General features: G+C 65.3%; 18 protein-coding genes. 6 read left to right on the plus strand and 12 right to left on the minus strand.

Going from position 1 to position 24,140, the window contains the following annotated elements:
* Positions 1-117 precede the first annotated feature (117 nt).
* Both DN388_RS08960 and xthA read right to left on the minus strand, forming a co-directional pair.
* The gene (locus DN388_RS08960; protein WP_254998919.1) at positions 118-1,428 is read right to left on the minus strand and encodes a substrate-binding domain-containing protein; all 1,311 of its coding nucleotides are present in this window, start codon (positions 1,426-1,428) and stop codon (positions 118-120) included.
* An 85-nt stretch (positions 1,429-1,513) separates the two neighbouring features.
* Positions 1,514-2,326, minus strand: a complete 813-nt coding sequence (xthA, locus tag DN388_RS08965) for an exodeoxyribonuclease III (protein WP_043860884.1) — start codon at positions 2,324-2,326, stop codon at positions 1,514-1,516.
* Positions 2,327-2,474: 148 nt separating this feature from the next.
* Between xthA and DN388_RS08970 the strand changes: the two genes are divergently transcribed.
* The 3 genes from DN388_RS08970 (at position 2,475) to DN388_RS08980 (ending at position 8,602) form a co-directional block, all read left to right on the plus strand.
* Positions 2,475-3,125 (plus strand): N-acetyltransferase, encoded by a 651-nt coding sequence (locus DN388_RS08970; RefSeq protein ID WP_043860883.1) that lies wholly within the window; start codon positions 2,475-2,477, stop codon positions 3,123-3,125.
* Between the two features lie 66 nt (positions 3,126-3,191).
* The gene (locus DN388_RS08975; protein ID WP_043860882.1) at positions 3,192-4,931 is read left to right on the plus strand and encodes an autotransporter assembly complex family protein; all 1,740 of its coding nucleotides are present in this window, start codon (positions 3,192-3,194) and stop codon (positions 4,929-4,931) included.
* Entirely contained in the window at positions 4,928-8,602 is a 3,675-nt protein-coding gene (locus DN388_RS08980) for a translocation/assembly module TamB domain-containing protein (protein ID WP_100633387.1), read from the plus strand. The genes DN388_RS08975 and DN388_RS08980 overlap by 4 nt, the downstream gene beginning before the upstream one ends.
* 79 nt (positions 8,603-8,681) lie before the next feature.
* Here DN388_RS08980 and DN388_RS08985 read toward each other — a convergent pair whose 3' ends face one another.
* Complete coding sequence (locus DN388_RS08985; RefSeq protein ID WP_043860880.1) at positions 8,682-9,062, minus strand: Mor transcription activator family protein; 381 nt, start codon at positions 9,060-9,062, stop codon at positions 8,682-8,684.
* Between the two features lie 455 nt (positions 9,063-9,517).
* On the opposite strand from DN388_RS08985, the gene DN388_RS08990 reads away from it, so the two are divergent.
* Positions 9,518-9,706, plus strand: coding sequence for a hypothetical protein (locus tag DN388_RS08990; protein ID WP_043860879.1), 189 nt, complete (start codon positions 9,518-9,520; stop codon positions 9,704-9,706).
* A gap of 40 nt (positions 9,707-9,746) precedes the next feature.
* On the opposite strand, the gene DN388_RS08995 is transcribed toward DN388_RS08990, so the two are convergent.
* On the minus strand, positions 9,747-10,133 hold the full coding sequence (locus DN388_RS08995) for a fe2+ zn2+ uptake regulation protein (protein ID WP_088515161.1): 387 nt from the start codon (positions 10,131-10,133) through the stop codon (positions 9,747-9,749).
* Between the two features lie 208 nt (positions 10,134-10,341).
* On the opposite strand from DN388_RS08995, the gene DN388_RS09000 reads away from it, so the two are divergent.
* Positions 10,342-12,663 (plus strand): acylase, encoded by a 2,322-nt coding sequence (locus DN388_RS09000; RefSeq protein WP_369682776.1) that lies wholly within the window; start codon positions 10,342-10,344, stop codon positions 12,661-12,663.
* Between the two features lie 84 nt (positions 12,664-12,747).
* Here the strand turns inward: DN388_RS09000 and yegQ are convergent, their stop codons facing one another.
* Positions 12,748-14,067, minus strand: coding sequence for a tRNA 5-hydroxyuridine modification protein YegQ (yegQ, locus tag DN388_RS09005; RefSeq protein ID WP_043860877.1), 1,320 nt, complete (start codon positions 14,065-14,067; stop codon positions 12,748-12,750).
* Positions 14,068-14,187: 120 nt separating this feature from the next.
* Here yegQ and DN388_RS09010 point away from each other — a divergent pair, with 120 nt between their 5' ends.
* Positions 14,188-15,249, plus strand: coding sequence for an AI-2E family transporter (locus DN388_RS09010; protein ID WP_043860876.1), 1,062 nt, complete (start codon positions 14,188-14,190; stop codon positions 15,247-15,249).
* 17 nt (positions 15,250-15,266) lie between these two features.
* On the opposite strand, the gene DN388_RS09015 is transcribed toward DN388_RS09010, so the two are convergent.
* From DN388_RS09015 to nuoI, 7 genes are all read right to left on the minus strand, one after another.
* Positions 15,267-17,360, minus strand: coding sequence for a TonB-dependent receptor (locus tag DN388_RS09015; protein WP_254998936.1), 2,094 nt, complete (start codon positions 17,358-17,360; stop codon positions 15,267-15,269).
* A 510-nt stretch (positions 17,361-17,870) separates the two neighbouring features.
* Positions 17,871-19,340, minus strand: coding sequence for an NADH-quinone oxidoreductase subunit NuoN (gene nuoN, locus DN388_RS09020; RefSeq protein ID WP_043860874.1), 1,470 nt, complete (start codon positions 19,338-19,340; stop codon positions 17,871-17,873).
* Between the two features lie 7 nt (positions 19,341-19,347).
* On the minus strand, positions 19,348-20,880 hold the full coding sequence (gene nuoM / locus DN388_RS09025; protein ID WP_043860873.1) for an NADH-quinone oxidoreductase subunit M: 1,533 nt from the start codon (positions 20,878-20,880) through the stop codon (positions 19,348-19,350).
* A gap of 39 nt (positions 20,881-20,919) precedes the next feature.
* Positions 20,920-22,773 (minus strand): NADH-quinone oxidoreductase subunit L, encoded by a 1,854-nt coding sequence (nuoL, locus tag DN388_RS09030; protein ID WP_043860872.1) that lies wholly within the window; start codon positions 22,771-22,773, stop codon positions 20,920-20,922.
* Positions 22,770-23,078: an NADH-quinone oxidoreductase subunit NuoK gene (gene nuoK / locus DN388_RS09035; protein WP_010220409.1), complete on the minus strand. Its 309-nt coding sequence runs from the start codon at positions 23,076-23,078 to the stop codon at positions 22,770-22,772. Before nuoK ends, nuoL begins: the two co-directional genes overlap by 4 nt.
* 3 nt (positions 23,079-23,081) lie before the next feature.
* The gene (nuoJ, locus tag DN388_RS09040) at positions 23,082-23,582 is read right to left on the minus strand and encodes an NADH-quinone oxidoreductase subunit J (RefSeq protein ID WP_043860871.1); all 501 of its coding nucleotides are present in this window, start codon (positions 23,580-23,582) and stop codon (positions 23,082-23,084) included.
* 9 nt (positions 23,583-23,591) lie between these two features.
* Complete coding sequence (gene nuoI, locus DN388_RS09045) at positions 23,592-24,140, minus strand: NADH-quinone oxidoreductase subunit NuoI (RefSeq protein ID WP_009400993.1); 549 nt, start codon at positions 24,138-24,140, stop codon at positions 23,592-23,594.

Raw genomic sequence — 24,140 nt, forward strand, 5'->3', positions numbered from 1 at the left:
TCCGACATGGCGGCGATCAGCCGTCAGAGGGGCCCGGTGTCACTGAGCCAAAGCCTAGCTCGCCTCTGGAAAGGGTGAGGGGGGAGGCTGTTACAAATGGTTTCCCGGGTGGGTGGGTCAGTAGACCCAGACTTCCACGCGGCGGTTGCGGATTCGGCCTTCCTCGGCGGCATTGGTCGCCACGGGCATCTGACCGCCCAGGCCCGTCACTTCGCGCAGGTTCACCCCTTCGCGCACCAGTTCGCGGCGTACCGCCATGGCCCGCAGCCGCGAGAGCAGGGCGGCGCGGTCGGGGTCGTCCTTGGCGTCGCCAAACCCCACCAGCACCACGCTGTGCTGCAGCTTCTGGTGTTCGCGCAGATACTCCAGCACGCGCTGCACATCGCGAAGTGCCTTGTTGTCGAGGCTGGCGCTGCCTTCCTGGAAGCGGAAATTGACATTCAGGCGCCTGGCGTTGGCGATCAACTGGCGGTACTGCGCCGGCATCCCCGGCAAGGCCTGTACCTGGACCGGCCGCACCTGCTGTGCGACGAACCCGCTGCTGGCCACGATGGCCTGGCCCGCTGCGCTCTGGGCGAACTCCACCAGGGCACTGGCCAGCGGGTTGCGCTGGGCGGGCGGCAGGTACAGGTACAGTCGCCGCGACAGCGGGTAGTCTTCGCTGGCCACCAGGGCGGGGGTCGGCAGCATGGCCTGGGAGGTGCCGTCGACGATGGCCAGCACCTTGGCCCCGTGCACCGACGCCAGGCTGCTGAAACCGATGGCCTGGCGGTCGGCACTGACCTCGTCGGCCAACTGCTCGCCGGACTCGAAACGCCTGGCGTGGCTGGCCAGCGAATACTGCTGGGCGTCCAGCACCAGGGCCTTGAAGGTGTCGAAGGTGCCCGAGCGGTCATCGCGGGCGTAGAGGTGGATCGGCCCGCTGCCGGCGCCCAGTTCATCCCAGGTGGTGATGCGGCCGGCGAAGATCTGCGCCAGTTGCGTGGTGCTCAGCTGGGGCAGCGGGTTGTCCGGGTGCACGATGACGGCCACGCCATCGAGGGCGATGACCTGTTCGGCGTCGGCACTTTTCAGGTCGCCCAGCGCGTGCAGCGCCTGCTGCTCGCTGTCGTTGATCGGGCGTGAGGTGGCCGCCAGGTCGGCGTCGCCGCTTTTGAGCGCGGCAAAGCCGGTGCTCGAGCCATGGGCGGCAATGCTCACGCGCAGTGTCTGGCCCTGTGGCGAAACCCCCTGCACCCACACCTCGTTGGGTCGTGCGCCGGGCAGGGTCTGGATCGACCGGGCGCCCTGGGCCTGCAGCAGGCCGCGTACCAGCGCGGGGCCGAGCACGCTGCCCACGGTATTGGAGCCTTGCAGGCGCAGGCTGGCCGACTCGGCGCAGCACAGCGCCGGCAGCAGGCCAAGCAGCAGACAGAAAGATCGCAACATTGCCGGGGGTGCTCTGCACTCAAGATGGTGAGCGCAGATTAAGACAGATCGATGACAGTCCAATGACTGCCATCGAGCGCATGACTCAGTTCAGTTCCAGCCAGATCGGCGCATGGTCGGAGGGTTTCTCCATGGCACGCAACTCGTAGTCGACCCCGGCGGCTTTGATGCGCGGCAGCAGTGCCTGGGAGGTCAGGATCAGGTCGATGCGCAGCCCGCGCTTGGGCTCGTCCTCGAAGCCGCGGCTGCGGTAGTCGAACCAGCTGAAGCGGTCGGCCACTTCCGGGTGCAGATGGCGGAAGCTGTCGGTCAGGCCCCAGTTCTTCAGGCGCGCCATCCACTCGCGCTCTTCGGGCAGGAAGCTGCACTTGCCGGTCTTCAGCCAGCGCTTGGCATTGTCGGGGCCGATGCCGATGTCGCAGTCCTCGGGCGAGATGTTCACATCGCCCATCACCACCAGTGGCTGGTCGTTCTGGAATCGGGATTCGAGCAGGGCCTGCAGGTCTTCGTAGAAGCGCTGCTTGGCCGGGAACTTGGTGGGGTGGTCGCGGCTTTCGCCCTGGGGGAAGTAGCCGTTCATGATGGTGATGGGGTTGCCGTGCTCGTCGGCGAAGGTGCCCCAGATGAAACGCCGCTGCGCGTCCTCTTCATCGGTGCTGAAGCCCTTGACCAGGCTCAGCGGCGCCTGGCGCGACAGCAGGGCGACACCGTAGTGGCCCTTCTGCCCGTGAAAATGCACGTGGTAGCCCAGCGCCTGCACCTCGGCCAGCGGGAACTGCTCGTCGGACACCTTGGTTTCCTGCAGGCCGATCACGTCCGGCTGGTGCTTTTCGATCAGCGCGGCCAGTTGATGGGGGCGGGCGCGCAGGCCATTGATGTTGAACGAGACGATCTTCATGGGGGGCGCAATCCTGAGCAAATCGGGAATGCTAGCCGATGGCGCCCGGCGTGTCAGCACGCGTGGCGTCCTGGCCTATAGTCAAAGGGAACGTTGGCCAGCGCGCACTACTCAGAAAGAGGCATTGAAGCCCACCAGGAGAGTCACCATGTCCGATACCCCTGCCGTACCGGCCGAAGTTCGTCAGCTCGACAGCGGCTACAGCCGTGAGGCGCGCTCGCTGCTGTACCAGGCCTACCGGCATGAGCCGACCTTTCGCTACCTGTTCGAGGCCGATCGCCCCGGTTACGACCATCGCGTGCGCGCCACGGTACGCGAGCTGGTGCGTCAGCATTTCTTCCAGGACCTGCCGGCGCTGGGCCTGCTGGTGCAGGACCGGCTGATCGGCATCGCGCTGATCGCCCCGCCGCAGCGGCGCCTGGGCATCACCGAGAGCTGGGCGTGGCGCCTGCGCATGCTGCTGAGCGCCGGCCTGCGCTGTACCCGGCGCTACCTGGACTACCAGGCCGCGGTCATGGCCTGTGTGCCGGGCGACGCGGTGCATGTGCTGCCGCTACTGGGCATTCACCCGCAGTTCCAGGGCCATCACTATGGCGAACAGTTGCTGCTGGCGCTGCATGACTGGTGCGCCGAGGACGAACAGTCCGAAGGGGTGGTACTGAATACCGGCAATGACCACTACCTCGAGTTCTACAAGCGACAGGGCTACCTGGAAATCGGTGAAATTGCTGTAGGACCAATCCGCGAGCATGTGTTTTTTCATCCCAATCCCCAGCGTTTGCGCCAGGCACAGGCCTGAAGGGGTGGTGTATCAGACCGTCGGCGAGCTGCGGGCAACCGCCAAGCTCTGGTAGCATCCGCGCCTATGACGTATTCAGGACGATTCACCTGCGGGTTGATTTTATGGGTTGCCAGCTGCGCGGTGTACGCACAGAGCGAGCTGGTAGTACGCATCAAGCCCGCCAACAACGAGCTCAAGGCCAACGTCGAAGGCTATATCGGCAGCCTTGGCACCCGCGATGAAGAAGCGCTGCTGCGCTTCAGCCGCGGCGCCGTGGAGCAGGCCAGAAAAGCCGCCCAGGCTCTGGGCTACTACCAGGCGCAGATCGACAGCCAGGTCAAACCTTCGCCCAAGGCCGACAAGGGCCCGCAACTGGTGCTCAGCATCGAGCCGGGCGAGCCGGTGCGCCTGCGCGAGGTGACCGTGCGCGTCGAGGGCCCGGCCAGCGAGATGACGGCCTTCCGGGTTCCTTCGAGCAAGGCGCTGCGGCCTGGGGCAGTGCTCAACCATGGCAACTACGAGGACGCCAAGCGGCTGATCCAGAACCAGGCCTCGCGCTACGGTTTCTTCAGCGGGCATTTCCTGCGCCAGCGCCTGGCGGTCGACCCGGCGGCGGGTGTGGCGGACATCGAACTGGTGTACGACAGCGGCCCGCGTTACCAGCTGGGCAAGGTTCGCTTCGAAGGCGACGCGCCGTTCGACGAGAGCCTGCTGCAACGCATGGTGCCCTTCAAGCAAGGCACCCCCTACGACTCCGAACTGATCGCCGAACTGAACAACGCGCTGCAATCGAGCGGCTACTTCGAAGGCGTGCGGGTCGACGCTGCGCCCACTGCCGCCGTGGCGCAGAGCATCCCGGTAGAGGTGCAACTGCAAACCCGCAAGCCCCGCACCATGGGCCTGGGCCTGGGCTTTTCGACCGACGTCGGGCCGCGCGGCAAGGCCAACTGGACCCGCCACTGGGTCAACCCGCAAGGCCACAGCTATGGCCTGGAAACCGAGCTTTCGGCGCCGCGCCAGAACGTCGGCCTGTGGTACGACATACCGCTCGACCCGCCGTTGACCGACAAGCTGCGCTTTGCCGGCGGCTACCAGAACGAAGAGATCGCCGGCACCGACAGCCTCAGCAAACTGCTCACCGTGGGCCCGGAATGGCACAGCAAGCTGCCCAGCGGCTGGCAGCGCGTGGTATCGCTCAAGTGGCAGCGCGAAGAGTACCGTCTGGGTGATGATTCGGGTTTGAGCACCCTGCTGATGCCGGGTGTGAGCTACAGCTACCTGCGCAGCGACAACCGCATCGACCCGCACAACGGCTACCGCTTGCAGTTCGACGCGCAGGTGGCCAAGGAAGGGCTGCTGTCCGACACCAACCTGCTGCATGGCAACGTGCTGCTCAAGGGCCTGACCACCGTGGCGCAGAACCACCGCTTCCTGGGCCGGGTGCAGTTCGGCGGCAGCGCCACCAACGGCTACAAGTCGGTGCCCCCCTCGCTGCGCTTCTTTGCCGGTGGCGACCAGAGCGTGCGTGGCTACGACTACCAGACCCTTTCACCCAAGAACGCCGATGGCGACCGTATCGGCGGGCGCTACCTGGTGGCCGCCAGTGCCGAGTACCAGTACTCGATCGCCGAGAAGTGGCGCCTGGCGACCTTCGTCGACCAGGGCAACTCGTTCAACAGCCTGGAGCTTCCCAGCCTCAAGACCGGCGTCGGCTTCGGTGTGCGCTGGGTGTCGCCGGTCGGCCCGCTGCGGCTCGACCTGGCCAAGGCGCTGGACGATGACGGCGGCATACGTTTGCACTTTTCCATGGGGCCCGAGTTGTGAGCAAGGTGTTGAAACGCGGCGGGCTGGCCCTGCTGGCGCTGCTGGTCGTGCTGGTGCTGGCCGTGGGTATCCTGCTGGGTACCCAGGCCGGCAGCCGCTGGGCCTTGAGCCTGGTGCCGGGCTTGCAGCTGGACAATTTTCAAGGCCGCCTTGGCGGGCAATGGCAGGCCGATCGGCTGATCTGGCAGCAGGGCGAGGACCGTGTCGAAGTGCTTGCGCCGGTGTTTGCCTGGTCGCCCGGCTGCCTGTTGCGCATGACCTTGTGCATCGACCAGCTGCGCGCCGGGCAGGTCAACCTGGACTTCGCCCCCAGCGAGGCAGCGCCCGACAGCGGGCCGCTGCAGTTGCCCAGCCTCCAGTTGCCAGTGGCGATCGAACTGGGCGAAGTACAGGTCGGCCAGTTGCATCTGGACGGCAGCGAGCAGTTGAGCCAGTTGCAACTGGCTGCGCACTGGACCGCCCAGGGCCTGCAGATCGACAGCCTGAACCTGCAACGCGAAGACCTCAGCCTGAACCTCAGCGGCCTGCTGCAACCGGTGGGTGACTGGCCGTTGCAGCTGCAGGGTCAGGTGCAACTGCCGGCCATCGACGACCAGCCCTGGCAACTGGCGGTGCAGATAAAAGGCGACCTGCAGAAAAGCCTCGACCTGCAGGCCGACAGCAGCGGCTACCTGCAAGGGCGCCTGGCGGGTCAATTGCAGCCCCTGGCCGAGCACCTGCCGGCCCAGGTACGCCTGAGCGCCACCGGCTTCAAGCCATCGGCCGGATTGCCGGACACCCTGCAGTTCGAGCAGCTGGAACTCAGTGCCTATGGCGACCTGGCAAAAGGTTACCAACTGGTGGGCGCCGGTCGCCTGCCGGCCGAGCAGGGGCCGATCAGCCTGAGCCTGCGTGGCCGGGTGGATGCCAAGGGCGCCCAGATCGCTGCCCTGGACCTGAGCGCCGCCGCGCAACAGCGTGTCACGCTCAGCGCCACTGCCGACTGGCAGAGCGGTCTGGTTGCCGATGCCAGCATCGACTGGCTGGACTTCCCGTGGCTGCGCCTGTACCCGCTGGACGAGGCTCCGCAGGTCACGCTGCGGCGCCTGAACGCCAAGGTCAACTACCGCGACGGCAACTACCAGGGCGATTTCAGTGGCGACCTGGACGGGCCGGCAGGTGCCTTCAAGGTCAGCAGCCCGTTCAAGGGCGACCTGGGCCAGGTCAGCCTGCCACAGCTGGCCCTTGAAGCCGGCCAGGGCAAGGTGGCCGGCAGCGTCGCCGTGCAGTTTGCCGAGGGCGTGGCGTGGGACGCGGCACTGGAATTGTCGGCGCTCAACCCGGCGTACTGGCTGGCCGAGCTGCCGGGCACCCTGGCGGGCCCGCTGCGCAGCAAGGGCGAACTCAAGGGCGACACGCTGCGCCTGAATGCCGACCTGGACCTCAAGGGGCGATTGCGCGGCCAGCCCGCCGTGCTGCAGGCCAAGGCCGACGGTGCAGGCGAGAACTGGACCCTGGGCACCTTGCTGATCCAGCTGGGGGACAACAAGATCAACGGCAGCGCCAGTGTGCAGCAACGCCTGGCCGGTCAGCTTGACCTCAACCTGCCGCGCCTGGGCCAGCTGTGGCCGCAACTGCAAGGCCAGCTCAAGGGCCGGCTCGATGTGGCCGGTACGCTCAAGGCGCCGCAGGGGCAACTGACCTTGCAGGGCCAGCAACTGGGCCAGGCCGAAAACCGCGTGCAACGCCTTGACCTGGACGCCCGGCTGGACAGCGCCCAGCGTGCCCTGATCGACCTGCAGGCCGGGTCGATCCGCCTGGGCGAAACCAACCTGGGCACCCTGACCGCCAAAGGCCAGGGCGACATTGGCAAGCAGCAATTGCACCTGGCCCTCGATGGGCCGCAACTCAAGCTCGACCTGGGCCTGGACGGTCAGCTCGACAAGGGCAACTGGCGCGGACGCCTGGCCAGCGGCCAGGTGCAGGCGGGCGGGCAGGACTGGCAGCTGCAGGCACCGGCCAGGTTGCAGCGCCTGGCCAATGGGCAGGTGGATTTCGGCGCCCATTGCTGGCGCTCCGGGCAGGCCAGCCTGTGTGGTGAAGACCAGCGCCTGATGCCCGACCCGCGCCTGCGCTACCACCTCAAGCAGTTCCCGCTGCAAAGCCTGGCGCAGTGGTTGCCCAAGGACTTCGCCTGGCAGGGCATGCTCAATGCCGACATCAACCTCGACCTGCCGGCCAGCGGGCCCAAGGGGTCGATCGTGGTAGACGCCAGTGGCGGCACCTTGCGGGTGCGGGAAAAGGATCGATGGCTGGACTTCCCGTACCAGGCGCTGCGCCTGAACAGCACCCTGGGCCCGCGCCGCGTGGACACGCGCCTGGAGTTCGTGGGCGGGCGCCTGGGCGAGCTGACCCTGTCGGCGCGCATCGACCCGCTGGCGCGCAACAAGCCGCTGAGCGGAGACTTCCGCCTGAGCGGGCTGGACCTGTCGGTGGGCCGGCCGTTCGCGCCGATGGTCGAGCGCCTGGCTGGCCAGCTCAACGGCAGCGGACAGATCACCGGTACGTTGCTGGCGCCCCAGGTCAACGGCAACCTGACGCTGAGCAATGGCGAAGTGTCGGGGGCCGAGTTGCCCATCAGCCTCAGCGACCTCAGCCTGCGGGCACAGATCGCAGGCGAGCAGGTGCAACTGGGCGGCGAGTGGAAGAGCGGCCCGGTCGGCCAGGGCCGCCTGAGTGGCCAGATCGGCTGGGCCCAGGGCCTGGCGGTGGAGTTGCAACTGCAGGGGCAGCGCCTGCCGGTCACCGTCGAACCCTACGCCAACCTGGAGGTGGCGCCGGACCTGAAGATCCACATGATCGGCGAAAAGCTCGCGGTCACCGGCAAGGTGCTGGTGCCCAAGGGCAAGATCACCGTGCGCGAACTGCCGCCTTCGACTGTAAAGGTGTCGGATGACACGGTCATCGTCGGCCACCAGACCGAGCAGGGCAAGGCGCCGATGGCCGTGGCCATGGACATCGACGTGGAGGTGGGGCAGGACAAGCTGGCATTCAGCGGCTTCGGCCTGACCGCCAACCTGCTGGGGCGCGTGCACATTGGCGACAACCTCGATACCCGTGGCGAGCTCAGCCTGGCCGATGGGCGCTACCGCGCCTATGGCCAGCGCCTGACCATCCGCCGTGCGCGGCTGCTGTTTGCCGGGCCGATCGACCAGCCCTACCTGGACATCGAGGCCATTCGCCAGACCGACGACGTGATTGCCGGCATCCGCCTCAGCGGCAGCGCCGAACAGCCCACCACCCAGGTGTTTTCCGAGCCGGCGATGAGCCAGGAGCAGGCCTTGTCGTACCTGGTGCTGGGGCGTCCGCTGGGCAATACCGGCGAAGACAACAACATGCTGGCGGAGGCGGCCCTGGGCCTGGGCCTGGCGGGCAGCGCGGGGATTACCGGCAGCCTGGCATCGAGCCTGGGCATCGAGGACTTCCAGCTCGACACCCAGGGCAGCGGCGACAACACCAGCGTGGTGGCCAGCGGCAAGCTGACCGAGCGCCTGAGCCTGCGCTACGGCGTAGGGGTGTTCGAGCCGGCCAACACCATCGCCTTGCGCTACCTGCTCAGCAAGAAGGTCTACCTGGAGGCTGCCAGCGGTATCGCCAGCTCGCTGGATATCTTCTACAAGCGCGACTTCTGATACGGCCCGTCAAGGGCTGCGCACACAACAATGCCAGGCGCGACCGCTCGCGCCTGGCGTTGTTGTGTGCAGGGTGTGTCTAGCGCGTGTGCGCTTCCTGGCGCCGGATGTTGCCGATCTGGCGCAGGCTCAATCCGTACTTGTCGGCCAGCACGCTGCGTGACTGGCCATTGGAGCTTTCCTGCTGGATCTGCTGGTTGCGCAGCTGGCGATTGAAGTGGTCGGCCTTGGGAATCTCCAGCGCCATGCCGGCGTAGCGCTTGATCAATGCATCCAGCGCTTCGGTTGGCAGGATCTCGGCCAGCGTGGTGCGCTCGCGGTGCTTGGGAATGTACTTGGGGCGGCCGCCGTAGATGGTGGTCAGGCGGTAGGCATGCTCCAGCCCGATGCATTCGATGAGCATCTGCAGTGACTGGGGCAGTTGTTCGATGTCGATCTTGTTCAGGTCACACAGTTCCATGATGACTTCCTTGTTGGCGGTATGAGCGAAGGGGCCACTTCATCGGGTGCCGTCCGTGCCTGAGCATCCTTGCCAGGTGCGGCGCGCCCCACGTCGACAGCGTTGAACTGCCAAGTGGCCTGAAGGAATTCTCGGTCAACCGCCAAGGGGAGATCTAGGCAGCAAGCGGGTCAGGGGAGGTAGTCTTTCCGTACACATTGCGTGAGGAAGTCGGTGGTCTGTTGTAGGAACCAGCGGCGCCAGGGAGGGCGTGGCCGCGTGTCTACGGCGAGCCTGCTCCAGCGCTGTGGTTCAGGTTGCTCAACCCTGAACGCAAGGCACGGGCACACCTGGCGGATGATTTCAGGTTGTCGCGTCGGGAAAAACCGGGAAACATCCTCCTGCGTGACGTGGCGTTGTATCATGGCCGCCGGCCGCAGTAGGGCCCTCAAACCCGTTGTCGTAAGGATTTTTCAATGACTCAAGCTCAACGCCTGAAATACTCGATCCTGGTTGCCCTGGTGGTGCTGGCAATCATGCTAGGCGGCTCGTACCTGCAGAACGCCGGCGTGATCAGCGAAAAGGTGTTCCAGTACATCGCCATCGGCGTAGCCGTATTGGCCGTGATCGTGAACGGCATCATGCGGCGCAAGGTCAAGTTCTGACCGCTTGCGAGGCTGCGGCCGGCGTCACCCGGCCGTTGGCCTAGCGTGAAACCGGCTGTTCCAGCACCGCGCGAGCCTCGGGGTTGAGGCTGTAGCATTTGTCGCTGCCCAGGCTGATCACACCCTCGACGCACAGGCGCTTGAGCACTTCGCGAACGCTCAGGAACGACAGCGGAATATCCAGCTGCTCGAGCTGGCTGTGCACCCCGCGCACCCCGATACTGCGCCCCTCTCTGGCGGCCGCGTGCAGCGCATCGATGACCTTCAGCCGGATCAGGCTGGTGCGCAGGCCGAATGCCTTGAGCAGTTCGCGGATATGTTCGTTGCCGGCGCGGTCCGGTTCAGCCGCTTCGGGCTTTTCCGGCAGCGGCGCGTGGGCTTTGCGTCTGAAACGCAGCGGTGTGATTGGCTGTTGCTGGTTGTACATGTGAAAACTCCCTTTCCCGAGCCTGTCCAGTTTGCGTGTGGTGCTCTCACTCTATAAGACGAACGAGCGCGGCAAATCTGCATCGGCAAGGCAAAAAATATTGCCTTTATGTAGAGAGAGACGAACGAGCGGCGCAAAAGCGGTAAATTTTCATGATGAAATTCGTCTAGTCAGGATGTTCGTTCACCCTGATGCTGCCGGAGTCCGCGTGTCTGCCAATCGCTCGATCCCCTCGTTCTGCCTGACGGCCCTGCTGGTTGCTCTGAGTTGTTCAGCCCACGCCCGCGAGGCGCCGCCGGGCGAGGCCCGGGCCGAGATCCGCCGCACCAGCTTCGGTGTGCCGCACATCGTGGCCCGCGATGAGCGTGGCCTGGGCTATGGCATCGGGTATGCCTACGCGCAGGACAACCTGTGCCTGCTGGCCAACGAAGTGGTGACCGTCAACGGTGAGCGCTCGCGGTTCTTCGGGCCGCAGGCGCTGACCCTGGAGCAGCGTGAAAACCTGGCCAGCGACGTGTTTTTCACCTGGCTGAACACGCCGGCGGCGGTGTCTGCGTACTGGCAGGCGCAACCGGCGCCGATCCGTTCATTGCTCGAAGGCTACGCGCTGGGCTACAACCGCGCGCTGGCCGAGCGCACTGCCCAGGGCCTGCCTGCCCAGTGCCAGCAGGCCGAGTGGCTGCGCCCCATCACCGCCCTGGACCTGGTCAAGCTGACCCGTCGCCTGCTGGTCGAGGGTGGGGCCGGGCAGTTCGTCGAAGCCGTGGCCGGTGCCGTGCCCCCCGGTGCAGCGGCGGGGTTGCCGGCTGCGGCCTTCAGTGTGGCCCAGGCGCGCCAGGCCAACTTTGCGCTTGAGCGCGGCAGCAACGCGGTGGCGATAGGGCACGAGCGTTCGGCCAATGGCCGTGGCCTGTTGCTGGCCAACCCGCATTTCCCGTGGGTGGGTGGCATGCGCTTCTACCAGATGCAGTTGAGCATCCCCGGCAAGCTGAACGTGATGGGCGCCGCGTTGCCCGGCCTGCCGCTGATCAATATCGGTTTCAACCGGCATCTGGCCTGGACGCACACCGTCGACACCTCCCGGCACTTCACCTTGCACCGCTTGCAACTGGACCCGAAAGACTCGACCCGCTACCTGCTCGACGGCGTGTCCACCCCCATGACCCGCCAGCCGGTGAGCGTGTCGGTCAAGGCTGAGGACGGCCAGCAGCAGGTGGTCACCCGCGAGCTGTACGGCACGATCTATGGCCCGCTGGTACAGTGGCCCGGGCGGCTGGACTGGACCGGGCAGGTGGCCTTCAGCCTGCGTGATGCCAACCTGGGCAACACCCGCGTGCTGCAGCAGTGGTACAGCATGAACCAGGCCGACAGCCTGCAGGCCCTGCAGCAGTCGGTGCAGCGCCTGCAGGGCATACCCTGGGTCAACACCCTGGCAGTGGATGCCAGCGGGCAGGCGTTGTACCTGAACCAGTCGGTGGTGCCCTATGTGGATGCGCCGCTGCTGGCGCAGTGCAGCGACCCGGCGGCGGGCCTGGAACTGATCGTGCTCGACGGTTCGCGCAGCGCCTGCAACTGGAAGGTCGATGCGCGAGCGGCGCAGCCCGGTATCTTCCCCGCGCAACTGCAGCCCAGCCTGCTGCGTGGCGACTTCGTACAGCACTCCAACGATTCGGCCTGGATGGTCAACCCGGCGCAGCCGCTGCGCGGCTACTCGCCGATCATCAGCCGCGAAGACGTGCCCCTGGGCCCGCGCAGCCGCTTTGCCCTGCAGCGGTTGAACCGCCCCGGCAAGATCAGCGCGCAGGACCTGCACCACATGGTCATGGACGACAAGGTGTACCTGGCCGAGCTGGCGCTGCCCGACCTGCTGCAGTGGTGCACCGGCGCGACGGCCGATCCGCAGCTCAAGGCCGTATGCGACAGCCTGGCGGCGTGGGATGGCAAGGCCGGCCTGGCCAGTGGCATCGGCCTGGTGCACTTTCAGAACATCCTGCAGGCGTTGCAGGAGCACGGTGGTTTCTGGCGCGTGGCATTCGATCCGGCCGACCCCCAGCACACCCCACGCGGCCTTGCGCTGGAGCGTGCCGAGGTGGCCAGGGCCGTGCGTGAGGCGGCATTGGCGTCGCAGGCGCAGGTGGCCGAGGCCGGGCTGAGTGCGAATGTGCAGTGGGGGCAGATCCAGCAGGCGGGCGACGGCACGCCGATGCATGGCGGGCCATCGAGCCTTGGGGTGTACAACGCCATGCAGAGCGTGCCGGGCGAGGGGGGCAAGCGCACCGTGATCAGCGGCACCAGTTACCTGCAAGTGGTCAGTTTCGATGACAAGGGGCCGCACGCGCAGGGGCTGCTGGCGTTTTCCCAGTCCAGCGAGGCGGGGTCGGTGCATGCCAGTGACCAGACCCGTGCGTTCTCGGCCGGGCACTGGCACACCATTCCATTCACCGAGGCGCAGATCAAGGCGGACCCGCAGTACCAGGTGCAGGTGATACGTGAGACGGATACTGCAGCTGTAGCCAGCAGCCCACGTTGAGCGTCGGTTGCATCGCGGGTCAAGCCCGCTCCCACCAGGGTTGCGCACTACCTGTGGGAGCGGGCTTGACCCGCGATAGCGTGGCTACGTATTCAGATCCCGCAACAACAGCCCGAAGCCCAGCTCCACCTGTTCGGGAATCGGCAGGTACACCGTGTGCCCATCCCCCGGCGCCACCTCCAGCGGGTTGCCCGCGCGATCCCGCAGCTGGTGCAGGTCGAAATGGTAGTTGCCCCGCGGCGTCATCAGCTCCAGGTGATCGCCCAGCCCGAAACGGTTCTTGACCTTGACCTCGGCCAGCCCGTCGACCCGCTCCCCGGTCAGCTCGCCCACGAATTGCTGGCGCTCGGACACCGAGTTGCCACGCTCGTAGTTCTGGTACTCGTCGTGCACGTGGCGGCGCAAGAAGCCTTCGGTGTAGCCGCGTTGCGCCAATGACTCCAGGTCGAGCATCAGCGAACGGTCGAATTCACGCCCCGCCAGCGCATCGTCGATGGCCTGCCGGTACGCCTGGGTGGTGCGGGCACAGTAGAAGTGCGACTTGGTACGCCCCTCGATCTTCAGCGAGTGCACCCCCATGCGGGTCAGGCGCCCGACGTGCTGTACGGCACGCAGGTCCTTGGCGTTCATGATGTAGGTGCCGTGCTCGTCCTCGAATGCCGGCATGTCTTCGCCGGGCCGGTTGGCTTCCTGCAGCACGAACACCTGGTTGGTGGGGGCGCCGACGCCCAGGGTCGGCTGGACTTCGCGCACGATGTCACCCACCTCGTTTTCCTGGGCCGGGGTGGCGCTGTACTGCCAGCGGCAGGCGTTGGTGCAGCTGCCCTGGTTGGCATCGCGCCGGTTCAGGTAGCCCGACAGCAGGCAGCGCCCCGAATACGCCATGCACAGGGCGCCGTGCACGAACACTTCCAGCTCCATCGCCGGCACCTGCTGGCGGATCTCTTCGATTTCTTCCAGCGACAGCTCCCGGGACAGGATCACCCGGCTCAGGCCCTGGGATTGCCAGAACGCGACACTGGCCCAGTTCACCGTATTGGCCTGTACTGACAGGTGGATCGGCATGGCCGGGAAGTGCTGGCGCACCAGCATGATCAGCCCAGGGTCGGACATGATCAGCGCGTCCGGGCCCATGGCGATCACAGGTTCCAGGTCCTTGAGGAAGGTCTTGAGCTTGGCATTGTGCGGGGCGATGTTGACCACCACGTAGAACCGCTTGCCCTGGGCCTGGGCTTCCTGGATGCCCAGCGCCAGGTTGGCGTGGTCGAATTCGTTGTTGCGCACACGCAGGCTGTAGCGCGGCTGGCCGGCGTAGACCGCATCGGCGCCATAGGCGAAGGCATAGCGCATGTTCTTCAGGGTGCCGGCAGGGGCGAGCAGTTCGGGTCGGGCGAGGTGGGTCATGGCAAGGTCGCGACAAAAGCGCGGATGCTACGCGCCTGCACCACCGATTTTATTGATCCACGGCAACGGCACTTTCTGCAGTGCGCCGCGCACTAATCATCAGAGCGCAAAGGAGCGGACATGAACGAATCGGTATTGCAGCAAAAAGCCCTGATGTGGTTGCTGGTCCTGGTGACCCTGGCCTTCATCTGGATTCTATTGCCCTACTACGGCGCGGTGTTCTGGGCGGTGATCCTGGGCATCGTGTTTGCGCCGTTGCAGCGCCGGTTGCTGTTGCGCCTGGGCTGGCGGCGCAACCTGGCGGCGGGTATCACGCTGCTGGTGTGCCTGCTGATCGCGATTCTGCCGGTGATCGTCATCAGCACGCTGCTGGTTCAGGAAGGCGCCACGCTGTACAAGAACATCGAGAGCGGCCAACTGGATATCGCCGGCTACATCGAGCGCTTCAAGGACATGCTGCCCGCTGTGGCCCAGCATGGCCTGGAACGCCTGGGCATGGGGGATCTGGAGGGCTTGCGCGACAAGATCGCCAAGGGCGCGATGCAGGGCAGCCAGTTCTTCGCCACCCAGGCGTTCAGCTTCGGGCAGGGCACGTTCGAGTTCCTGGTGAGCTTCGGCATCATGCTGTACCTGCTGTACTTCTTCCTGCGCGATGGCGCCGAGCTGGTGCGCAAGATCCGCACGGCGGTGCCCCTGGCCGAACACCAGAAGCGTCGCCTGCAACTGAAGTTCAATCGCGTGGTGCGTGCCACGGTCAAGGGCAACCTGCTGGTGGCGGTGACCCAGGGCGCGCTCGGCGGGTTCATCTTCTGGGTGCTGGATATCCCCAGTGCGCTGGTGTGGGCGGTGCTGATGGCGTTTCTGTCGCTGCTGCCGGCGGTGGGTGCCGGCATCGTGTGGGGCCCGGTGGCCGCGTACTTCCTGCTCAGTGGTTCGATCTGGCAGGGTGTGGTGCTTGCCGCCTTCGGGGTGTTCGTGATCGGTCTGGTGGACAACGTGCTGCGCCCGATCCTGGTGGGCAAGGACACCCGCATGCCCGACTACCTGATCCTGATCTCGACCCTGGGCGGGCTGGCGGTGTTCGGCCTCAACGGCTTCGTCATCGGGCCGTTGATCGCGGCGCTGTTCATGTCCAGCTGGGGGATTTTCGTGGCGACCAAGCCTCAGGTGCAACTGCCCTGAGGCGGCGCCGGCGAGCGTCACTTCCAGCTATAGGACATGCCCACGTAGGCTGCGAAGCCTTCGCCGGGGGTGGAGCGTGCGGCATCGAGACCCTTGTCGTCGTAGCCGGGCGTCACGGTTGCGGCATAGCGCTTGTTGGTGAGGTTGCGCAGGTCGAGCCAGGTGGCCCAGTCCTGTCGGGGGGAGGCGTAGCCGAAGGTTGCGCCCAGCAGGGCATACGCATCGGCCTGGTAGGAGTTGGCGTAGTCGACCTGCACCTTTGAGGCCATCTGCGTGTTGAGCCCGGCATAGAAGCCGCTGGGATGGTCCAGGCGCACCTGCGCCTGGTAGTAGTGCATCGGCATGCCGGGCAGGCGGTTGTCGCCGAACGCCGCGTCATCGCGGTAGTGGAAGTCGCTGAAGGTGTAGGCCTGGCGCAGCGACACCCGGCCAACTCCGCTGTGTTCCCACAGCAGGCTGTCGAGGCTGGCTTCCACCCCCTGGTGCACGGTAGGGCTGGCATTCACCTCGCCGACGATGGCGTTGGTGGTGCTGCTGGCGGCCACGGTTTCCACTGTCAGCAGTTCGTGGCGCACGGCCGAGTAGTACCAGGCCAGGTCCCAGCGCCCCAGCCGCGAGTCGCCGCGGGCGCCGAGCTCCAGGGTGGTGGCGGTCTGGTTGCGCAGCTCGATGGGTTGGGTCTGCAGGCCGTTGATCGCTGGCGAGCTCCAGATCAGCGCCCAGGGGTGTGCAGGCTCCACCGAGCGGCTCAGGTTGCCGTACAGCTGCAGCGCGGGGCTGAAGTCGTAGCGCAGCCCCAGGCGCGGGGCGTAGTCCCAGTCATGCTGGCTGACCTTGCCGCCGCTGGCCGGATAGGTGACGGCGCTTTCGCGGCGGGTATAGATCATCGCCAGGCCGCTGGTCAGCCACAGGTCTGGCACCAGTTCCAGTTCGTTGCTGAAGTGGAGGACGCTGTCCGAGCCCTGGTAGGTGAAGTCGCGGGTCTTGGTGCCTATGGGCTGAGTGGGGTCGGTCTCGACCCGCACGAACTCCGAGGCCCCCGTGTTGGGCAGGTGCTTGGTGGTGCGCCAGCCCAGGGTGGTCTTGCTCTCGTGGCCGAACAGGGTGTCGCGGCGCAGGTAGTTGAGCGTGCCGCTGACGTCGGTGTACGCCACCTTGAGGCGCTTGGTGCCTTCACGCAGGTCCATCGGGTAGTCGTGGTAGACCAGGCCGGCTTCCAGCTGCGAGTCGTCATCGAGGTAGAAGGTGGTCTTGTTGCCCAGCCAGGTGCTGCCCGGTTGCGGGCGGCTGGCGTCGCGGCTCAGGTACAGCGGGTTGGCAGCGCGCGGGTGGTGCTTGATCTGGTCCTTGGTCAGGCGCCCGGCCAGTTCGTTTTCGGTTTCGCGGTAACGCAGGTAGAAGCGGGTTTCCAGGTTGGGGTTGAAGCGGTAGCCGACGTTGGCGGCGATGCCCTTGCTGCTGCCGCTGCTGTGGTCCTGGTAGCCGTCGTATTCCGAGTCGGTGAGGGCGACGTAGTAGTCCAGGTCACCCAGTACCTGGCCGGAGCTGACCTGGCGTTTGCCGTAGCCACGGCTGCCGGCCTCGACCCGTACCTGCAGGGGCGCGGCGTCGTAGCCGGTGTGGGTCACGTAATTGATGGCGCCGCCCAGGGCCAGGGCGCCGCGGTCGAAGCCGTTGGCGCCGCGCAGTACCTCGGCGCGGCTTAGCCACAGGGGCTCGAACAGTTCATAGGGCGTGCCGCCGGGGCCGGTCAGGGGCAGGCCGTCGAACAGGGTGTATACGCCGGAGCCGTGGGCGCCGGGGGCACGGTTGAGGCCCGAGCCGCGAATCGACAGTTTGATGCCGTCGTTGCCGGCGGATTGGGCGAACACGCCGGGCTGGTAGGCGAGCACGTCCTGGTTGCTGGCGACGCGGCCTTGTTCGACCTGTTGCATGTCGATCAGGTTGGTGGCCCCGGGGATTTGCTGCAGGCGCTCACGGGCGTCCTGAAGCTCGTTGTGTTCCTGGTCCTGGATCAGTACCTGGCCGAGTTCGATGCCTGGGTTGGCTTGGGCGGTGGCGGTGCAGGCGATCAATACGGCGAGGGACGAGCGGGACAGGGTGGGGTGCATCGAAGGGGTTCCGGAACGGTTGGGCGGGTATCTGACGTTGCAAGTATCAGACGAAGCACAGTGGGTGATCTGTAGTGCAGTCATGCTTTTGATCTGCTCTGGATATGTTCACGGTCGTCGATTTTACCGATTGGTGTGTTTATCCGGCATGCATAGCGCTGCGAATGACGCCTTCCGCTCTTACAGCGGGTCACTTTTGCAAGGACGCAAAAGTAACCAAAAGGTCCCCGGCCAAACATACGGCCCTACGCTTCGCTCCGGGTTCCCTCCCTCCGGCGCCGTCCAGGGGGCACGCGACCCGAGTTGCTGCGCAACTCTAACAGTCGCTCGCTTCGGCTAACGCCGAAGGGGCTGCGCCCCGCCCCCTGCACGACACCTCCACTCGGCCTCCTGACAGGCCGGACAATCAAGATCAAGATCAAGAGCAACGGCGGTTTGGTGTATTGGTTGTTCAATCGCCAAAAACAAAACACCCCGCCGAAGCGGGGTGTCCTGTCAATGCATCAGCACTCAACCAAGCAACTGCAAACCTGCATGCTGCACCAGGTCCAGCAACGGCTGCGGATAAACACCCAGCACGAACGCCAGAATCGCAATCGCCAGCAACATCACGCCACCGGTACGCTGCTCCCAGTTCAACGGCGCATCGTGACGACGCAGGTTCGGCTCGATCAGGTACAGGGTGACCATCACGCGCAGGTAGTAGAACACCCCGATCGCACTACCGATCACCAACGCACCCACCAGCCACCACAGCTGCGACTCGACGCCGGTAGCAATGATGTAGAACTTGCCGATGAAGCCCGCGGTCAGCGGAATACCCGCCAGCGACAGCATCATCACGGTCAGTACCGCCGTCAGGTACGGACGACGCCAGAACAGGCCGCGGTACTCGTACAGGGCATCGGCATCACGGCCCTTGTAAGGCGAGGACATCAGGGTGATGACGCCAAACGCGCCCAGGCTGGTGATCACGTAGGTCACCAGGTACACGCCAATGGCTTCCACCGCCATGCCCTTGCTCGCCACCAGCGCAATCAGCAGGTAACCGAAGTGGGCGATCGAGGAGTAACCCAACAGACGCTTGAGGTTGCTCTGGGTCAGCGCCAGCAGGTTGCCGACCAGAATCGAGGCCACTGCAATCACCGACAGCACGGTGGTCAGCACGCCGCTGCTGGCAGCAGGGGAGAGCATGAACAGGCGTACCACAACGGCGAATACAGCCACCTTGCTCGCGGTGGCCAGGAACGCGGCGACCGGCGCCGGAGCACCTTCGTATACGTCCGGGGTCCACAGGTGGAACGGTACCAGCGACAGCTTGAACGCCAGGCCGACCAGCATCATGCCCAGGCCCAGCTGGGCAATCAGGCTTGGCAGGCTGGTGGTGGCCAGGGCCTTGCCGATGCCGTCGAAGCTCAGGCTGCCAGCGTCGGCATACAGCAGCGCCATGCCGAACAGCAGGAACGCGGAACCGGCTGCCGACAACACCATGTACTTGATGCCGGCTTCCAGCGAACGCTTGTTGAAGAACGCATACGCCACCAGGCCATACACCGGTACCGAGAGCAGCTCCAGGCCGATGAACAGGCCGGCCAGGTGTTGCGCGCAGACCAGCACCAGGCCGCCCAGGGCCGCCATCAGGATCAGCAGGTAGAGCTCTTCGCGGTTGCCCGGGTAACCCTTGCCGCCGTCACCCAGGTAGGCATGCGCCAGGGTCACGCAGGCCAGGGTGGCGACCAGGATCAACGCCATGTACAGGCACGCGAAGCTGTCGACGGTCAGCAATGGGGTGACCGCCAGCGGGGCCACCTTGAGGGTCGGGATGATCGACAGCAGGGCCAGGTTCAGCCCCACGGTCGACAGCAGGAAGGTTTGCGAGTGATTGCGGCGCCAGGCGATGGCCAGCATCACCACGACGATGGTGATACTGGTGATCAGCAGTGGCGCAAGCGCAATAAAGTGTTGAATCGTCAGGTCCATAGCGCTCTTACCGGGCCGAAGCGAGTTGAGTGAAAGCGGAGCCGAGCCACTGCTGCACACCACTCATGGTGGCGGCGGAGGTATCCAGGAACGGCTGCGGGTAAACGCCCAGCACAATCAGCAGTACCGCCAGGCCCAGCACCATGATCAGTTCGCGGTTGTCCATGCCGGCCAGTACTTCGTCGGACTTGGCCGGGCCGAAGTAGGCGCGGTGGATCATGATCAGCGAGTACACCGAGCCGAACACCAGGCCGGAGGTGGCAATCGCGGTGACCCATGGGGCACTGACGAAGCTGCCGATCAGGATCAGGAACTCGCCGACGAAGTTGCCGGTACCCGGCAAGCCCAGCGAAGCCGCGGCGAAGAACAGGCTGATGGCCGGCAGGTAGGCGATGCGCGACCACAGGCCACCCATCTGACGCATGTCACGGGTGTGCAGACGCTCGTACAGCTGGCCGCTGAGGATGAACAGCGCCGCCGCCGACAGGCCGTGGGCCAGCATCTGGATCACCGCGCCCTGCAGGGCCTGCTGGCTGCCGGAGTAGATGCCGATCAGCACGAAGCCCATGTGCGAGACGCTGGAGAACGCGATCAGGCGCTTGATGTCGGTTTGCGCGAAGGCCAGGAATGCACCGTAGAAGATCCCGATCAGACCCAGGGTCATGGCGATCGGCGCGAACTCGGCCGAGGCATTCGGGAACAGCGGCAGGGCAAAACGCAGCAGGCCGTAGGCCGCGGTCTTCAGCAGGATACCGGCCAGGTCGACGGAACCGGCAGTCGGCGCCTGGGCGTGGGCGTCAGGCAGCCAGGAGTGGAACGGTACCACCGGCAGCTTGACCGCGAAGGCGATGAAGAAGCCCAGCATCAGCAGGTATTCGGTACCCGCCGGCAGGTCGGCCTTGAGCAACTGGGTGTAGTCGAAGGTGATCACACCGGTGTTGCCGTAGTTGACCAGTACCAGGCCCAGGATCGCCACCAGCATGATCAGGCCGCTGGCCTGGGTGAAGATGAAGAACTTGGTGGCTGCGTAGATCCGGGTCTTCTTGCCGTCCGAGGAGCTGTGACCCCAGAGCGCGATGAGGAAATACATCGGCACCAGCATCATTTCCCAGAAGAAGAAGAACAGGAACAGGTCCAGGGCCAGGAACACACCGACCACGCCGCCCAGGATCCACATCAGGTTGAGGTGGAAGAAGCCGACGTGGCGCTGGATCTCTTTCCAGGAACACAGTACCGAGAGCACACCGAGCAGGCCGGTGAGCAGGATCATCAGCAGCGACAGGCCGTCCAGGGCCAGGTGCAGGCTGATGCCGAAGCGCTCGATCCACAGCACTTTGAACTCGTAGGCCCACTGTGGCGCGGCACCCGGCGCAGGCGCCAGGGTGTAGTCGCCGTTGGCCCACAGCCAGAGGCCGATACCAAGCAGCAGGGACATGGTCAGCAGCGCGATGTAGCGCGGCAGGGTGGCGCCGAAGCGCTCACCCAGCCAGCACAGCAGGCCGCCGATAAAGGGGATCAGGATCAGCCAAGGCAAAATCATGACGGGCTCAATTCCTTTCGCAAAGTCGCAAGGTTCATATCAGACCGCAGCCACAACAACGGCACCGAGCACAAGCACGGCACCAATGGCGATCGAGGCGGTGTACCAGCGCAGCTGACCGGTTTCGGTTTTGCTCATGGCGGCATGACCGCCCTTGGCCAAACGCGGAATCAGGCCGATGCTGCGGTCAACCGGATCCTTGCGCAGGATGTGGCTGATCAGCAGGTAAGGTTTGACGAACAGCTTGTCGTAGATCCAGTCGAAGCCCCAGGCGGCGAACCACCAGGCCGACAGCACACGACCGATACCGCTGTTGGCGATCGCGGTAACCAGGCGACGCTTGCCCAGGAACAGCATGGCGGCCAGCAGGATGCCGGCGATGGCGATGGCACCCGAGGCGATTTCCAGGCTGTGCTTGGCTTCGCCACCGGCATGCCCGACGCTCTGCGGCAGCACGCCGGCCAGCGGTGGGTGGATCCAGGCGCCGACGAAGGTCGACAGCACGATCAGCACGCCCAGCGGCAGCCAGTGCGAGATGCCGTGGCCAGCGTGGGCTTCGGTCTTGGCTTCGCCGTGGAAGGCGATGAAGATCAGGCGGAAGGTGTACAGCGAGGTCATGAACGCACCCACCAGGCCGGCGTACAGCAAGCCGCTGTTGCCGCTGGCGAAGGCTTCCCAGAGGATCTCGTCCTTGGAGTAGAAGCCGGCGGTCAGCAGCGGCAGGGCAGCCAGGGCGGCACCACCGACGATGAAGCTGGCGTAGGCCAGTGGCAGTTTCTTCCACAGGCCGCCCATCTTGAAGATGTTCTGCTCGTGGTGGCAGGCAACGATCACCGCACCGGAGGCAAGGAACAGCAGGGCCTTGAAGAAGGCGTGGGTCATCAGGTGGAAGATCGCGCCGTCGAAGGCGCCCACGCCCAGGGCCAGGAACATGTAGCCGATCTGGCTCATGGTCGAGTAGGCCAGGATACGCTTGATGTCGGTCTGTACCAGCGCGGCAAAGCCGGCCAGCACCAGGGTCACGCCGCCGACCACACCTACCAGGTGCAGCACGTCGGGCGCCAGGGCGAACAGGCCGTGGGTACGCGCGATCAGGTAGACACCGGCGGTCACCATGGTGGCGGCGTGGATCAGTGCCGATACCGGGGTAGGGCCGGCCATCGCGTCTGCAAGCCAGGTCTGCAGCGGCAGTTGGGCCGATTTGCCCACGGCGCCGCCCAGCAGCATCAGGGTTGCCAGCACGATCCAGAAATCACCGGCCTGGAACTTCTGCGGCGCCAGCACCAGCAGTTGCTGGATGTTCAGGGTGCCCAGTTGCTGGAACAGGATGAACAGGCCGATGGCCATGAACACGTCGCCGATACGGGTGACGATGAAGGCCTTGAGCGCTGCGTTGCCGTTGTTGCGGTTGCTGTAGTAGAAACCGATCAACAGGTACGAGCACAGGCCCACGCCTTCCCAACCGAAGTAGATGAACAGCAGGTCGTCGCCCAGGATCAGGAACAGCATGCTGGCAATGAACAGGTTGGTGTAGGCGAAGAAGCGCGAGTAGCCGGCTTCACCACGCATGTACCACGAGGCGAACAGGTGGATCAGGAAGCCCACGCCGACCACCACGCCGAGCATGGTCACCGACAGGCCGTCCAGGTACAGGGTGAAGTTGGGCTTGAAGTCGCCCACCTGCATCCACTGCCACAGCAGCTGGCTGTACGCGCCGCCTTCAGGCGGGGCGACGTTGAACTGCCAGATCACGTAGGCGGCCACGATGGCCGAGAGGCCGATCGAACCGACACCGATCAGCGCCGACAGGTTCTCCGAGAACCGCCCGCGCGAGAACGACAGCAGCACAAAGCCGATCAGGGGGAAGACGAAGGTCAGAAAGAGTAGGTTCATCCGCGCATCTCACTGGCAGCATCGATATCGAGAGTGTGGAAGCGGCGATACAGCTGCAGCAGGATCGCCAGGCCGATACTGGCCTCGGCGGCGGCCAGGCTGATCACCAGGATGAACATGATCTGCCCGTCCGGTTGCGCCCAGCGGCTGCCCGCCACGATGAATGCCAGTGCCGAGGCGTTCATCATGATTTCCAGGCTCATCAGTACGAACAGAATGTTGCGGCGCACCATCAGCCCGACCAGGCCGAGGCAGAACAGGATGCCGGCGACGGCCAGGCCGTGTTCGAGAGGAATTGCTGACATGATTTACTCCTTCGCCTCGTTGCGGCCGAGGTGGAACGCCGTCACTGCTGCAGCCAGCAGCAGCATCGAGGCCAGTTCCACCACCAGCAGGTAAGGGCCGAACAGGCTGATGCCCACGGCCTTGGCGTCAACGGTGGTATGACCGATGGCGGCGCCGCTCGGCTGCACGAACAGCACGTACAGCAGTTCGGCCAGCAGCAGGACGGCGAGGAACACCGGCCCGCCCCAGATGCCGGGCTTGAGCCAGCCGCGCTCCTGGGCGACCGAGGCCGGCCCCAGGTTGAGCATCATCACCACGAACACGAACAGCACCATGATGGCGCCAGCGTAGGCGATCACTTCGAGCACGCCGGCAAACGGCGCGCCGAGGGCGAAGAAGGTCATCGCCACGGAGATCAGCGAAATGATCAGGTAGAGCAGGGCATGCACCGGGTTGGTGTTGGTGATCACCCGCAGGGTGGACACCACGGCGACACCGGATGCGAAATAGAAAGCGAATTCCATCTTTCTTCCTTAAGGGAGCAAGCTCTTCACGTTGATCGGCTCGGCTTCGTTCTGCGCGGCGCCCTTCGGCTTGCCGGCAACGGCCATACCTGCAACACGGTAGAAGTTGTAATCAGGGTTCTTGCCGGGGCCGGAGATCAGCAGATCTTCTTTCTCGTACACCAGGTCCTGACGTTTGAACTCGGCCATTTCGAAATCCGGGGTGAGCTGGATCGCGGTGGTCGGGCAGGCTTCCTCGCAGAGGCCGCAGAAAATGCAGCGCGAGAAGTTGATGCGGAAGAACTCGGGGTACCAGCGACCGTCTTCGGTCTCGGCCTTCTGCAGCGAGATGCAACCCACCGGGCAGGCCACGGCACACAGGTTGCAGGCCACGCAGCGCTCCTCGCCGTCGGGGTCGCGGGTCAGCACGATGCGGCCGCGGTAGCGCGGCGGCAGGTAGACCGGCTCTTCGGGGTATTGCAGGGTGTCGCGTTTGCGGAACCCGTGGGAGAACACCATCACCAGGCTGCGCAGCTGGGTGCCAGTGCCCTTAACGATGTCGCCAATATACTTGAACAT

This window comes from Pseudomonas sp. S12(2018) (assembly GCF_024355235.1).
GTDB lineage: Bacteria > Pseudomonadota > Gammaproteobacteria > Pseudomonadales > Pseudomonadaceae > Aquipseudomonas > Aquipseudomonas palmensis.